Here is a 15,046-nt window from a genome sequence, read left to right as displayed (position 1 = left end):
TACCATGACAGAGCAAAGAATACTGATTGTTTCCCACGGTCATCCGGATCACAGCAAAGGCGGTGCTGAAATGGCTGCCTATAACCTATTCAAGGAATATGAACGACAGGGGTTGGATACCATCTTTCTAGCGCGTACCGACCAGCCTTCCCATGGTGGTTCCGCTTTTTCCACGATTAATTCGGACAGGGAAATCTTTTTCCACACCCATATGTCGGACTTCTTCCTGTTTCAGTCCGGCTACAAAAAGCACGTATGGCAGGAGTTTCGTGCGTTACTGCAGCGCTACAGACCGACGGTGGTGCATTTCCATCACTATATTCATATGGGCCTGGAATTGATTCGCGAGGTCAAGAATACACTGCCCGATACTCGTATAGTACTCACCCTGCACGAATATTTGGCCATCTGTGCCAATCATGGACAAATGGTTAAGCCTGGTGAGCAGATGAAGCTTTGCTATAAATCCTCACCAACAGATTGCGCACGCTGTTTCCCGGAGCGCTCTGCGGCAGACTTCTTTTTGCGCGAGAAATACATCAAGTCCATTTTCAAATTGGTGGATAGGTTTGTATCACCCAGCTATTTCCTGATTGAGCGTTACAAGGCCTGGGGAATTCCTGAGGACAAAATGGTTATGATCGAAAATGGCCAGCCTGAGATCGAAACCCCGGCACCGCGACCATTGGCCGAGGGCGAGGTACGTGGTCGATTTGCCTTCTTCGGCCAGATCAACCCGTTCAAAGGCGTAGATGTCTTGCTGGAGGCTTTCAAACTGTTGCCAGAAGATGTTCAAGAGAAGGTGTACCTGGATATTCACGGCGCCAATTTGCAGGGGCAAACAGAGGAGTTCCAGGAGAAGATCTTTGGGTTGTTAGAGGATCTCGGTGACTTGGTGACCCTGCACGGTTCTTATGAATCCCACGAAATAGGTCGATTGATGGAGCAGGCTGATTGGGTGATTATTCCCTCAGTGTGGTGGGAAAACTCGCCGATGGTCATTCAGGAGGCATTTAACCACGGTCGACCGCTGATTGGCAGTGATATTGGCGGAATAGCTGAGAAAATCACCGATGATGTCAATGGCTACAGCTTCCGCAACGGGAGTAGCAATTCACTAAAGCAGGCGATATTGAAAGCTTATGGGGGAGAAGGCAATTGGGACTTGGTCGTCAAAGAAGTTCCAAATCCGCTGACTATTTTTGAGTGCGCAGATAAGCATAGGGGTATTTATCATGGCTAAATTGTATCTGCATGTCGGAATGCCAAAAACAGGCACGAGTTTTATTCAGGCCTATATGAATCTGAATGCTGAAAGGTTGAAAGTGGAACATAGAGTTGATGTATTGTCCGGACTATACCCACATATTATTGCCTGTGAGCACATCAGTGATACACGTTTGAAAAAACGGGAAGATATTAATAGGCTGTTGCAAGAAAAAAAATTATCTGAAATATCTGAGAAGCTAAAAACCTTTGGTGCAGACTCTGTAGTTATCTGCTCTTCTGAATATTTTACCCTTTCTGAAAAAAGCTCAGTTTTGAAGTATTTCTTGACTTATTTTGATAAGGTGGAGGTAATCTATACTGTTCGCAGGCAAGACAAATTACTGGCCTCGGGGTTTAATCAGGATGTAAAAGCTCTGGGACGAACTTCAAATCTCGTTTGGTCAAAAAATGACAAGTTATTAAACTACTATGTCAACTGTCAAGAATGGGCAGACCTAGGTGTTGAAATATCGATTATTAATTTTGATCATGTTCGAAAGTGCAACCAAAATATTGAATATATTTTCCTTGAGACTTGTGGTGTGTATGGGGATCTATCAAGCTATGCAACTCCAGGATCGGGAGGAGTTAATTACTCTCTGAAAAGAAGAGAGGTTTTATTGAATTTGGCTTTGAATCGGCAAGGCATTAAGGCGCCAGACCTTATGAAGGAATTTATAGCATTTAATAATCAAGATATAGGGTTTTCTCTTCCAAAGCATTTTGAGCGAATAGTGATGGATTATTACTCAGGCTCTAACAAAAGATTTTCAGAAGAGTTTTGTGTGGGCTTAGATATGAGTGATTTTATTTCATCTACTAGTAATGCTGGGAATGTTGAAAAATTTGAGTGGGATCCATTGGTTGGGTTTGATCAGCTTATTGAGTTCTTTGTTTCCCGAGAAATAAAGTGAAAATTTTTCATGTTTTTCATTGAAGTACCTATCTAAGGTTGGATTTTACGAAAATTGAATTATTCTATTTTTAATCTTCCTCATGAAGTAGAGGTTAAGGGAGTGTTTGGTATAAGTTGTACGGCCAGTATAAGTGATGAATCTCAAAAGGCTATCGCTGCCGGTAAGCTAAAAATATCTGTGATGCAGCAAGGTGAGATGGCCTGTAAAGATAGATTTCACTTTGATATTTCCTATCTGGCGGGTGTTTTTTCTATTTTTGTTGGTAATAACGATTCTAGGGTTATTTTTTCTAGGGGTTGCATTGATTCATATGAGATAAGATTTTGGAGAAGCAGTGAGATAGAGATAGGTGCGGGCACAAGCTCAAATGGAACCCGGATTGTTTGTGACAATTCTAAAGTAAAAAATGGATCAGATTGCATGTTTTCTGGTGAGGTATTGATTCAATCAGCAGATCAGCATGCGTTGGTAAGCCTAGAGAGTGGGGAGATTCTTAATAAGATGTTAAGGGTGACTACACTAGGTGATCATGTATGGCTGGGAAGAAATCAACACTAATGCCAGATGTTGAGGTGAAATCGGGTTCTGTAATTGGTACTGGTGCAATTCTAACATCAAATATCCCCCAGTGTTCAATTGCGGTGGGTGTTCCAGCGAAAGTTGTAAAAAAAGAATATTACACGGTCTAGGTCTCCAACCAATTTGAATAAGATGTCTCAGATTTTTGTAGATGATTTTGGTAAGCATTGAGCGTTCATTGAAAATGAAGTGGTTAGAGTTTTTCAGTTATCATGGTTGGTCTAATTTAAATGTATAAAAAAATAAATATTGGGTTGCTTGAAAGTCTAGGTGCTTGGGGTTTAAGTGGGGTGCCATTAGAAATACAATGCAATACATATCTTTCTGAGCTTGAGGTGTACATTGATTCTGATTTTCGGGAGTTTCTAAACATTCAAGCAATAGAAATTATAATGGATGACGGAAAAGATTTAGTTTTTTTAGGACTGATTGAGAGTGCGAAGTTAAGCTCGAATTACTATTTTGATGTGGATGGATCTAACTGCGTGAAGGCGCGTTTGAATGAAAGGAAGTTATTGCATAGTAAGTGTGAACTTAGGCCAAGATTGAAGATTAAGTTTAAAGAAAAAAGAAATGTTAGTGTTATTAGGGTTTTTAACAGGCAAGGTGACTGTGGTTTAAGATCCAGATTCATTGCCCTGGAAGGAATGAATGATGGAGAGTTGGGGTTTTCATATAAAAATGTCCCTGATCTGTTAAAGCAGAATTTACAAGATGAATTATATGGGATTTTATCAAAATATAATGGTGAAGCTTGTATTCCTGAAAATGTCTTTCAGTCTTCTAAGTATCTCAGATTGAAGCTTTACGAACTAATTGAATCTGGTGTAGAGGTTAGTGATGAATTAGTTTGTGCTCTTTTTCCTGTGGGGGGGGCAAAGCCAAGATTGGATAGCTTGGGTGCATATTACTTAACGAAAGTTATCGATAGAGAGTTGCAGTCAAAAAATTATTTTAATACTCGTAACTTAAAAGAGTTTGGGTCAATCTTGTGCGATGATGTGTCGATAGATTGTCTTAGGGAATATGCAACTAGAAAGATTAGCAGAAAATATGGTGAAGATAAGAAGGTTGTAATTGCTAAGCATAGAGTGCACTACGATACTCTTGTGTCGAAGCGCAATTCTCATTTGGATTATCTTGATAAGCTGATGAGTGCTTTGAATGATGTAAATGCTATTCCGATGGTTGCATATGGTACATTGCTTGGGGCATTTAGAAATGAAGCTTTTCTTCCGTTTGATGATGATATTGATATTATTTTATACTATCCAGACATTGTAGAGGAGTGCGCTTGCGAACGAGAAAGGAATTCTCTTATAGAGTATTTGAGGAGGCTTGGGTTTACAGTGGGTTCTCGATCGTCATTTCCTCATATTACTGTTAATTCATCGACAGCTTCGGTTGGTATAGACATATTTTTTGCATGGGCCTCTATTGCTAGTGGTAAGGCAAGTGTTGTCATGGAAAATTTAGTGTACCGTGATATTGATTGTAAAATTTTGACGCCGCCTTCAGAAATAAAATTACATGGTAGACGTTACCCTTGCCCTGCAAAAGTGGATGAGTTTCTTTTTGATAGATATGGTGAGGGCTGGAGTCGCAGTAATCCTTATCATGAATGGTCTTGGCATATAGAGAGGCGAGTTTACTTTAATGATAAAAACCTATCGGATTTATATGATCAAAGGGAAAAGCAAAGAAAATATAGATACGGGTATACGCGTACACGTCTAGTTGCATGGTCTCAGTGTGTCCTTAAGAATAAAAGGCCACCAAGCAATTCAATTCCCATGTTGCTCCAAGCTATTGATTATGGATTTGATGTTATAGAGCTTGATCTTAGGGTTACTGGGGATGGGGAAATAGTACTGGCGCATGATGATTTGGTTGAGAATAACGCAGGAGAAAAAATTTATTTGTCTAAATCTTCATTGGAGCAAGTAGTCAATTTTAGATTGGGGGACTTTCAGGGCAAAGATGTATTTATGGCATCGTTGTCTCGAGCATTGCAAGATCTCAGTGGTAAGCAGGTACTACTGGATGCCCGATTCAAGCCTCAGGACTATTCGAAGCTCAAGCATTGTATTGATAATGCAGGATTTGATCCTTCGATGCTTATTTTTTGTGTTTACAACGAAAAACAAGTTGAACCATTGATTCGGCATTTTCCAGAAAGTTTATTGTTTTGGAAATTCTACACTCAAGCTTGGGAGATTGACCCACTAGTTCTTGATCAGGTGAGGATGTATGGTGTAGATGGCATTATGTTTATGTATCCACATTATGATGAGGATATAAGTGAAAGTATGTACCAGATAAAAAGACGCGATTTGAAGTCCATGTGCTTTATTCACGGTCAGAACTGGACGCCTCCACACTCTAGTGGTTTGAGTCCGAATCAGACTGTTAGAGGTGTTGATTGTTACAATGCGTCGCTAAAAAAGATGGTTGCAATGGGAATCGAGTATGTTACTACACTAGAGTGTAGCTCGGAGGCCTTTGTTGAGCTGATTGGTAGAGGTGAGAATTAAAGTTGTGAGAAATATTTTTTGGGGGAGGGATGAGAACAGTAATAACTTTCGGGACATTTGATGTTTTTCATGTGGGGCATGCAAATTTACTTCAGAGAGCCGCAGCGCTCGGCGACAGGTTGATAGTAGGTGTCTCTACTGACGCGCTTAATATGGCAAAAAAAGGACGAAATCCTATATATAACCAGCATGACAGAATGAAAATAATCAATAGCCTGAGATATGTTAATTTTTGCTTTGAAGAGGAAACTCTTGAAAAAAAGGCTCATTACATTTCTCTTTACAGTGCTGATGTCTTGGTGATGGGAGATGATTGGGTCGGGAAATTTGATCATTTACAGTCCCTTTGTGAAGTTTGTTATTTACCAAGAACACCTTCGGTTTCAACCACTGAAATTATTGAAATCATTAGTTCAAACTAGCGGTTTTGATATGACTTTTGAGGTTAGTTGCTGTTTTTAAAGTTGTTCAAAGGCTAATTTTATGATTTTTACAGCCTATAGCGAACATAAATTCAGAAAGCTTGTTTTTCATAAACCATCTATGGTGATAGGTTAATGATGGTTTCAGGTTAACTGTTGACTTAAGTAGGATTTACATAGGTTTTTCTAGGATGCAGCAGGTTCTTGTTACGGGTGGCGCTGGCTATATAGGGTCGCACACCCTGGTGGCTCTGCAGGAGGCAGGGTTTGAGGCGGTGGTTATCGACAGCCTGTGTAATAGCTCCGAGGTAGCATTGCAACGGGTGGAGGAAATCACTGGTAAGTCGGTGCGTTTCTATCGAGGGGATATTCTGGACAGAATGCTACTGGATAGGATATTTACTGAGAACGCTATTTGTGCGGTGATTCACTTTGCCGGCCTGAAGGCGGTGGGTGAATCCTCCCAGAAGCCGCTCGAATACTACCAGAATAATGTTTCCGGCAGTCTCGTGCTGCTGGAGGCTATGCGTGCGTTCGGTGTGAAGCGGTTGGTGTTCAGTTCTTCGGCCACTGTCTATGGTAGTGAGGCACCGGTGCCCTATGTGGAAACTTTGCAAACTGGGAATACCAGCAACCCATACAGTACCAGTAAATGGATCGTAGAGCAGGTTCTGCGCGACGCTGCCGCTGCCGACCCGGAGCTTTCTATCGCGTTGCTACGCTACTTTAACCCGGTTGGAGCTCACCCCTCAGGACTGATTGGAGAGGACCCCCAGGGAATTCCCAATAATCTGCTGCCGTATATCGCTCAGGTGGCGGTGGGCAAGCGTGAGGAGCTCTCAGTATTTGGTGACGACTACCCTACACCGGACGGTACCTGCCTGCGGGACTACTTGCATGTGGTGGACTTGGCTCTGGGACACGTCCGTGCTCTGGAATGGCTGGCGGATCACACAGGTGCAGAAGCATTTAATCTTGGGACTGGCCAGGGCACTTCGGTGCTGGAAATAATTCGAGCTTTTGAGCAAGCTTCAGGTGTGTCTGTACCCTATCAGATGGCGCCGCGTCGTACCGGGGACCTACCAGCCTTTTGGGCTGATGCTTCCAGGGCGGCGAGAGTGCTAGGGTGGGCGGTGAACCTGGGGCTGGAGGAAATGATGGCCGACACTTGGCGCTGGCAGAGCGGTAATCCAAATGGTTACCGGAGTGCCGATAGCGATAAGCAGGTGGAAATTGCGACATCGTTGGTTAACTGATTGTATAATGTACCATTGATTACTCTAAGTGTAGTCAAGAGTAAGGGGATTCCTGCGGGTTTTCTCTAACATGGTGCCGGCCCGGATCTGTGGTAAGGAGAGCTACCGATTTGTTATAGCACCGTCTTGCTTTTAACACGTTATCTAGGATTTTAATATTTGGTATGAGAGTATTTCAGATCGGCTTTAACAAGTGCGGTACAACAAGTCTGAACCATTTTTTTTTGCGCAATGGTTATAAAGCCATTCATTGGGACTATGGAAACTTGGCTCTGCAGCTTGAGGCTAATTGTCTACATGGGCGGCCACTGTTGAGTGGATATGAAGAATATAATTTCTTTAGTGATATGGAGCTGGTTTCAACCCGATGCCTATATGCTTTTGAAAAATACTATCAAGAATTGGATCGGCAGTATCCGGGCTCTCTTTTTATATTGAATACACGCCCTATAGAAAAATGGATAAATAGCCGGCTTAATCATGGTCTAGGGAGTTACCTGCGACGATTTAAGGAAATCTACTCCTGTGATCGTGAAGAAGTGGTCCAACGCTGGAAGTACGAATGGCATAGACATCATTCTAATGTGTTGCAATATTTTTATGGCCGTAAAAATTTTCTTTTATTTAATATAGAAAAAGATGATGGTGAAAAAATAAAGAATTTTATCGGTTGTTCTAAGATTAATGCTTCATATTACAGGCATGAACACAGAACTGCCTGTTGAATTGTTGATAGATGCACTGAGAATGGTGAGCATTCCGGGTTTTTTGATTACTTAAAAAATATTTCAAATTAATTAGTACAGCAAAAAGATGTTTATGTAAAGTGTTACTTAATCTTATTGCTGATGACTGTGGGGTGTTGAATGAAGTTAGGTGTCGCTGGAATCTTCAAGAATGAATTCGATTATATCTTGGAGTGGATTGCGTATCATCAGCTCGCTGGTGTCGACAGATTTTTTATTGCAGATAATATCAGTAATGATGGGTCCTCCCAATTATTGGAGGCGTTGGATTATTTGGGAGTAATCAATCGAATCTATTTCCCTAGAATTGGCGATGGCGGTCCCCAGGCTCCAGCTTACAATCACATATTGCATCGATATGGCAGTGAAGTGGATTTACTGGGATTTATCGATGCCGACGAATTTATGGTCAGTACGAACAACCTTTCGCTAAAAGAGAATTTATTCGATTTTGCTTCTATTGAGGATGCGGGGGCTCTGGCGCTCAATTGGCGAAATTTTGGTTCATCGAGGCGTAAATTCAAGGGGGAGGGATTGGTTATTGAGCGCTTTTTACGTGCTTCACAGAAGAATCACATAGCTAATCGCCATATCAAAACAGTTTTGAAACCTAGCATGGCTCGCAGAATGAACATACACGAGTGCATACTAGAGTCTGGTCGCTATTATTCGGGCAACTTGGAACCTACCGTGTTCGAGAAAGGTACGTCGTTCGAGCCGAAAACTATAGAAGTTTTATACGACAGGATTAGGATTAACCACTATGTGGTAAAGTCTCGACAGGAACATATAATGAATAAAGAATGGAAGGGTTCCGGAGGGGGAAGTGCTCGTAGGCAAAAAGGAGAAGCCTATTTTAAAGACCATGACCTGAACGACGAACTTGATGATGCCTTGGCCTGTTTCGCCGGAGACGTAAAGAGGAGAATCGAAAATCTACGTGAACGATTGTCTACAGAATCCCCCTATCTTTGCTTTGGAAAGGCACATGTGAATGTGATGCCGAAATTAGTTGGGGGCTGGGCTGTATCGGAATTTGAAGGGCCTCTAAAAATTCGTCTGTTAATAAATGGTGAAGAGTATTTAGTAAATGTCGACCACGAGCGCCCGGATGTTTTTCGAAAAGGGATTTCCAACCGTCGGCACTGTGGTTTCAGTTTCAGGCCAGATAGGGTGCTGACATCACAAGATAAGATAGAAGCCTATATCTACGGTACTTCGATCAGTGCCAAGGTCAATTACTCGTTGGAGTCTGCTTCCTAACCTTATCAATAGTAATAATGAGTATAAATCCGGCCCCTTATTTGTGAAGTGATATGAATATATCTGTGAAGCTATTATAGTCGGACTTTCATTGGCTATTGCGGGTCTGGATACTTGAAGCATGAATTAGAAAAGACAAATGTCGTGGTTAAATTTATAAAATCCTTTTTTAAGGTTGATTTGATGCCCCATCTCGAGCCATTTGCCGAGATAGAGCTGGTAAATGGATGGGAGAGTGGTCTTCAGTGGCGTTCTCTCGGTGCGGACCCACAGTTTTCTTTACCCGGGCGCCGACTTCTGCCGGGTTGGTATATGCTTGAGTTGCGACTGGTCCATAATCAAGTGAGTGCAAATGCCAGCCTATATGTCGATTCCGGTCTTGGATTCAGCGAGGAGGAGCGTTACTCACTCAACTGTAGTTCTGATCGAATAGTGAAACGACTGCTGTATTTTCCAAAAGGAGTGCGTACTCTTCGTTTTGACCCGATGGAGGATACGGGCTTGTTCAGTATCGGGCATCTACAGCTGATATTTCTATTGCCCAGATTTGCCCATGGTTTGATGGCAAAGCGTCTGATTGCAAGGCACCACAGCTTCAGGAGTTTCAATAGGGGAGAGGTATTGGTGCGCTTGAAAGCCGATGCCAGTGCGTTGCGTTGTAACTGGATCAATCTTGGTCTTGCTCGCTATGCGGAGACCTTTAACCGCAAATGCAGAGGGCGGGCCTACCGGGAGTGGATAGATCAAGTGGAGGCGTTACAGTTGCCCTCTGCACAGTTCGCGACTCAGATAGATGGGCCACTGATTTCCATTGTGCTTCCTACTTACAACACGAGAATCGAATTCTTGCGTGCCTGCATTGATTCAGTACTGGCGCAGTCCTACACCAAATGGCAGCTTTGTATTGCCGATGATGCTTCGACAGACCTGAAGGTTAGGGAGTGTCTCTCTGTCTACCAAGACAAAGATTCACGTATTCAAGTTGTGTTTCGCACCAAAAATGGCCATATCTCTGTGGCAAGTAGCAGTGCACTGGAGCTGACAACAGGAGACTATATTGCCTTCTTGGACCACGACGATACTTTACCGCCACATGCACTTCAGAGAGTTTGTGAGGAGATCGGAAAATCTCCACAGGCACAGCTGATTTACAGCGATGAAGATAAGATTAATCGCGCCGGCTATCGCTTTGATCCGCATTTCAAGCCAGACTGGAATCCGGACCTGTTGCTGTCGAATAATTATATCTGCCACTTCACTGTGCTGAGGGCAGATCTGGTCAGAAAAGTTGGCGGGCTTCGTAGCGGCGTCGAGGGAGCCCAGGATCATGACCTGTTACTGCGCTGTTTGCCCTATCTGAATGCTGGCAATGTGGTGCATATTCCGGAAATTCTCTACCATTGGCGGGCGATAGAGGGATCCACGGCGCTGGACTGTAGTGAAAAAAGCTACACGTCAGAAGCCGGTATGAAAGTGCTGAGTAACTATTTGGAGTCTGAGAAGCTGGATGCGCAGGTGGAACAGGGCTTTGTGCCGAATACATACCGGATATGCTGGAACCTGCCGAAGAAAAGGCCTCTTGTCAGCCTCCTGATACCAACCCGAGATCATTATGACATTCTCCAGCCCTGTGTAGACAAAATTTTGTCTCTCACGGATTATCCAAATTTTGAGTTACTAATTCTGGATAATCAGAGTAGCTGTCAAAAGACTCTTAACTATCTGGAAAAGGTCCGTACCGACCCTCGGGTAAGGGTTTGTTGCTGGGACTATTCGTTCAATTATTCGGCCATTAACAATTTCGGTGTAAGTCAGGCGAGAGGGGAGATCATCGGCCTGATCAACAACGATATTGAACCGATAAACGGAAGCTGGCTGACGGAGATGGTCAGCCAGGTTTGCCGCCCGGAAATAGGTTGTGTGGGTGCCAAGCTATATTACCCCAACGATACTATCCAGCATGGCGGTGTCATTCTTGGTATCGGGGGCGTTGCTAACCATGCGCACAAGCATTTTGGTCGGGGTGAGCATGGCTATTTTGCCCGTCTGAGCCTGGTGCAGAATTTTTCAGCGGTCACCGGCGCCTGTTTATTACTGAGAAAATCTGTATTTGAGGAGGCAGGTGGCTTGGAGGAGGTGAAGCTTCCGGTAGCCTTTAATGATGTAGATTTGTGCTTGAAAGTACGCGAGTTGGGTTATCGGAATCTTTGGACGCCCTATGCGGAACTCTATCATCATGAATCTATCTCTCGCGGCGCGGATGATACCTTGATCAAGCGGCGCCGGATGGCGGCGGAGACTGCCTATATGCGCAAGCGTTGGGGGGGTCTGTTGGATCGGGATCCGGCTTACAACCCCAATTTGACTTTGGCACTTGAGGATTTTTCTTTGGCATAATTGAAATTTTAGTTGGTTATTTAAGCTTTTATACTGGGGTGGTTTTTCCAAAGAAATTTGTCAATACAAATCCAGATTAGGCTACAAAATATTGAAGTTTACGTTATTTTTGCACTTTAATTACTATATGGTGAGACATTGCGAATTTATAACTCGTGGGTTAAGATTCTTCATTGAGTAATTAAAAATATGGCTTTGCACTGGTGTGGGAAGTTTCTACTTCTGGTGTGATTCAACTATTGAGTTTAAATAACTGGCGCGTAATATTAAACAATGTGAAAATCACTAAAGCCAAGCCCAAATGCCTGAACTCTCTATATACACCCATAGGAAAATTAAAAAATTTGAAAAGTATGCGGTTTTAAAGAATAATTTGAGGATGCATCTATTATAGGTTTCAGACTGATTCTGCAGAGGGCATTGGTATTACTGCACTACTAGCGTATCTGTGAGCATATGCAGGGAGGAAGAATGAAATATGATGGTTTTAAGGGTTTGGCGGAAAGAAGTCCTGGTGAATAAGATTTTTGAAGTGCTGGCATTTTTTTCTGTTTTTTTATTTAAATCTTGATGTTTTGGTTTTGGAGAAAAATATCCAATATTTTGTTGTGGAGGAGGGAGGGAATCCCTCTACAGATTATTTTGTGCTTCCCTACTTGCATAAAAATAAAATACAATTCGAGCGTGTATCGTTTGGCCAGATTCCTTCAAAAGAAAAAATTAAAGGGGCAACCATTCTTTTTGTACGCTATGTGCCCCCAGCTTGGAAGGCTGTGATCGAAAAATATCGGAGTTCTATTTCCACAATTTACCTTTTTATGGACGATGATCTGTTGAGCTGGCGAGCCTTTAACGGCATGCCGTTGCGATACCAGGCCAAACTCTTGCGTTATAGTTGGTTCAATCAACAATGGCTGCGATCTATAGGTGCTAAACTGCTGGTGTCTACCCCCTGGCTACAACAGAAATATACAGAATGGGAACCAATCCTGCTGAAGGCACAGCCTATTAATTTCGAAGTCGATGAACCGCAGACTGTTTTTTACCATGGTTCTGCTTCACACTATAAAGATCTGTGCTGGCTATATCCGATCATTGAGGAATCCTTAAAAAGAAACCAAAATATGATTTTTGAGGTCATAGGTGACAAAAGGGTTAATAAGCTCTTTCGCAGTTTGCCCAGGGTCCAAGTACTGTATCCAATGAAATGGCCGGCATACCGGTCTTTAATTCGGCGGCCTGGCCGCCATATAGGTTTGGCACCCTTGCTTGATACCCCTTTCAACCGGGCAAGATCACACACCAAGTTTTTTGATATTACCCAGGCGGGCGCCGTGGGAATATACACAGAAGGTTCTGTTTATGCCACAGTGGTCAGGCATGAGGAAAATGGTTTGTTATTACCAATGGAACCAGAGGTCTGGGTAGAAGCCATATTACGCTTGGCAGAAGATCAAGGCTTGCGTCAGCGTATGTTAGAGGAGGCACGACAGTGCCTGTAGTTGGTTATTGCTCCCTCGGCTTGCGTCGTTTGAAAAATCTGGATCAGTTTCTCAGGGCACAGTGCCGCTATATCCCCTTTTACCCTGGTAATGAAATAACCCATATGGTTGGTTGGGGGCTCAAGGATACTGCAATTAAAGCGCGAAAAATCGCCAATAAATATCATTTGCCTTATATCTGTATTGAGGATGGATTTTTACGTTCTTTGGGGCTTGGTGTTGAAGGTTCACTGCCCCATAGCCTTGTAGTGGATAATACGGGAATTTATTATGATGCCACGCAAGTCAGTGACCTGGAAAACCTTATCAAAGAGGCGGATTTTAGCCAAGAGAATATTAAGCGAGCGAATAGGGGAATAGAGCTTCTCAAGCATTATCGCCTGTCAAAGTATAATAACTCTACAGATTTGCCCTTAAGCTGGCTCGGCAAGCCAAGGCGCGTGCTGGTGGTGGACCAAACATATAATGATATCTCTGTACAGGCTGGCTATGGCTCCAGGCAACAGTTTTATACAATGTTGGATTCCGCAATACGGGAAAATCCCGATGCAGAAATTCTTGTAAAGATACACCCGGATGTAATTGTTGGCAAGAAAAAGGGATACTTGCTCAGCCAAGCTCACAAGCAGGGTTGTCGCGTAATTGCAGAAGATATTTCCCCCTGGGCATTATTTGATGATATAGAAAAGGTCTATGTCGTCACTAGCCAGTTGGGCTTTGATGCATTGATTGCCGGCAAAGAGGTGCACTGCTTTGGTATTCCCTTTTATGCGGGATGGGGATTAACCAAAGACCGTCAAAAATTGAACCGTCGAAATGTCTCTCGTTCCCTGGCTCAGATTTTTTTTGCAGCCTATTATCTCTATTGCCGCTATATCAACCCTTATACTGGCCGCCCTTGCAAATTTGAGGATACTGTCCGTTTAATTGCGGAGCAAAAACGCATGTTCTCCCATTTGAATGGACGTTGGGTAGGGGTAGGTTTCTCATCCTGGAAGCGGCGGTTTATTGCTGATTTTTTGGAGCGGCGTAAAAATATACAGTTTATAAGTGATTTTCAGAAAATACACAAGGCCACTGAGGGCGTGAATGCGCTTGTATGGGCCAGCAGTGTTACGGAAGAATTACGCAACAGCTGTGAGAAGTCCGAATTAAACCTCTGGCAGGCTGAAGATGGATTTCTGCGCTCAGTTGGTTTGGGTGCAGATCTGGTTGCTCCTATATCATTGGTATTTGATGCAAGAGGGATATACTTTAATGCACACTGTTCCAGTGATTTAGAGGTATTGTTGAATAAAACAGAATTCTCTCTTACGCTAATTAATCGTGCTAGAAAATTACAAAAAATGATTCTTGAAAAGGGTATCAGTAAATATAATGTTGGAAGCTCTGGTGGGTTGGACTCTTTTAGTTTTCCCCGAGATCGAAAAATCATACTGGTGCCAGGGCAGGTTGAGAGTGATGCATCGATTGCTTTTGGATCACCGAGAATAAAAAGCAATCAATCTCTGTTGGAAAAGGTCAGGTCTGAAAACCCCGATGCCTATATACTCTACAAGCCCCATCCAGATGTTGAAGTAGGAGCTCGTTTGGGAGCACTGCAGCCTGACTCAGAGGCAGTTTATGATCACTTGATTCAAAATATCGAAATGTCTGTATTGCTCAAGCAGGTAAATGAAGTTCATACATTGAGTTCTTTGACAGGGTTTGAGGCATTATTGCGTGGCCTGAAAGTAGTAACCTATGGATTGCCTTTTTATGCAGGATGGGGCCTAACAGACGATAAACTCCTCACTGGCGATGTTTTGGCTGGCATTGATCTTGAAGCCTTCAAAGCCAGAAGAAGTCGAAGGCTGACTTTGGATGAACTAATCGCCGGAACCCTGATTCTCTATCCATTTTATATAGATCCCTCTTCGGGAGAATATATTGATGTTGAGACAGCGGTAGAGCTGCTGGATAATAACAGGAATACAATAGGTCCAGCCGGGGTTATTCAGAAAATCTATCGTTGGTACCGGAATAAATATCTGTTCAAATAGGGATTTATTCCTGGCTTTGGATTATGTCAATAAATGGTGGTGAGGGTATAAGTTAACTTTCTTTATGTGAATTTTGTATAACTTATCTATAAAAAATACTTGTGTGGAATTTTACTATA

Annotated in this window: 11 protein-coding genes; all 11 read left to right on the top strand. The window is 42.9% G+C overall.

Features of this window, described 5'->3' with window-relative positions; genetic code table 11:
- Positions 1–4 precede the first annotated feature (4 nt).
- The 11 genes from M8T91_RS12930 to M8T91_RS12880 all read left to right on the top strand — a co-directional run bounded on the left by M8T91_RS12930 (position 5) and on the right by M8T91_RS12880 (position 14,927).
- Positions 5–1,243 (top strand): glycosyltransferase family 4 protein, encoded by a 1,239-nt coding sequence (locus M8T91_RS12930; RefSeq protein ID WP_301414575.1) that lies wholly within the window; start codon positions 5–7, stop codon positions 1,241–1,243.
- Complete coding sequence (locus tag M8T91_RS12925) at positions 1,236–2,183, top strand: hypothetical protein (protein WP_301414574.1); 948 nt, start codon at positions 1,236–1,238, stop codon at positions 2,181–2,183. Before M8T91_RS12930 ends, M8T91_RS12925 begins: the two co-directional genes overlap by 8 nt.
- Positions 2,184–2,237: 54 nt before the next feature.
- A complete protein-coding gene (locus M8T91_RS12920) occupies positions 2,238–2,744 on the top strand; it encodes an LbetaH domain-containing protein (RefSeq protein ID WP_301414573.1) in 507 nt (168 codons plus the stop codon).
- A 251-nt stretch (positions 2,745–2,995) separates the two neighbouring features.
- Positions 2,996–5,299 (top strand): LicD family protein, encoded by a 2,304-nt coding sequence (locus tag M8T91_RS12915; RefSeq protein WP_301414572.1) that lies wholly within the window; start codon positions 2,996–2,998, stop codon positions 5,297–5,299.
- A gap of 29 nt (positions 5,300–5,328) precedes the next feature.
- Positions 5,329–5,721 carry an FAD synthase family protein gene (locus tag M8T91_RS12910; RefSeq protein WP_301414571.1) on the top strand — a complete coding sequence of 131 codons (393 nt, stop codon included), beginning with the start codon at positions 5,329–5,331 and terminating at the stop codon, positions 5,719–5,721.
- Positions 5,722–5,912: 191 nt separating this feature from the next.
- Positions 5,913–6,977 (top strand): UDP-glucose 4-epimerase GalE, encoded by a 1,065-nt coding sequence (galE, locus tag M8T91_RS12905; protein ID WP_301414570.1) that lies wholly within the window; start codon positions 5,913–5,915, stop codon positions 6,975–6,977.
- A 164-nt stretch (positions 6,978–7,141) separates the two neighbouring features.
- Complete coding sequence (locus M8T91_RS12900) at positions 7,142–7,702, top strand: sulfotransferase (protein WP_301414569.1); 561 nt, start codon at positions 7,142–7,144, stop codon at positions 7,700–7,702.
- Between the two features lie 141 nt (positions 7,703–7,843).
- Positions 7,844–8,986: a glycosyltransferase family 92 protein gene (locus M8T91_RS12895; RefSeq protein WP_301414568.1), complete on the top strand. Its 1,143-nt coding sequence runs from the start codon at positions 7,844–7,846 to the stop codon at positions 8,984–8,986.
- 183 nt (positions 8,987–9,169) lie between these two features.
- Complete coding sequence (locus M8T91_RS12890; RefSeq protein ID WP_301414566.1) at positions 9,170–11,383, top strand: glycosyltransferase family 2 protein; 2,214 nt, start codon at positions 9,170–9,172, stop codon at positions 11,381–11,383.
- Positions 11,384–11,910: 527 nt separating this feature from the next.
- Positions 11,911–12,885, top strand: a complete 975-nt coding sequence (locus M8T91_RS12885; RefSeq protein WP_301414565.1) for a glycosyltransferase family protein — start codon at positions 11,911–11,913, stop codon at positions 12,883–12,885.
- Entirely contained in the window at positions 12,876–14,927 is a 2,052-nt protein-coding gene (locus tag M8T91_RS12880; protein WP_301414564.1) for a capsule polysaccharide biogenesis protein, read from the top strand. The genes M8T91_RS12885 and M8T91_RS12880 overlap by 10 nt, the downstream gene beginning before the upstream one ends.
- Positions 14,928–15,046: the final 119 nt, after the last annotated feature.

This window comes from Microbulbifer sp. MI-G, from assembly GCF_030440425.1.
GTDB lineage: Bacteria > Pseudomonadota > Gammaproteobacteria > Pseudomonadales > Cellvibrionaceae > Microbulbifer > Microbulbifer spongiae.
This window is presented reverse-complemented; position numbering and strand designations above follow the sequence as displayed.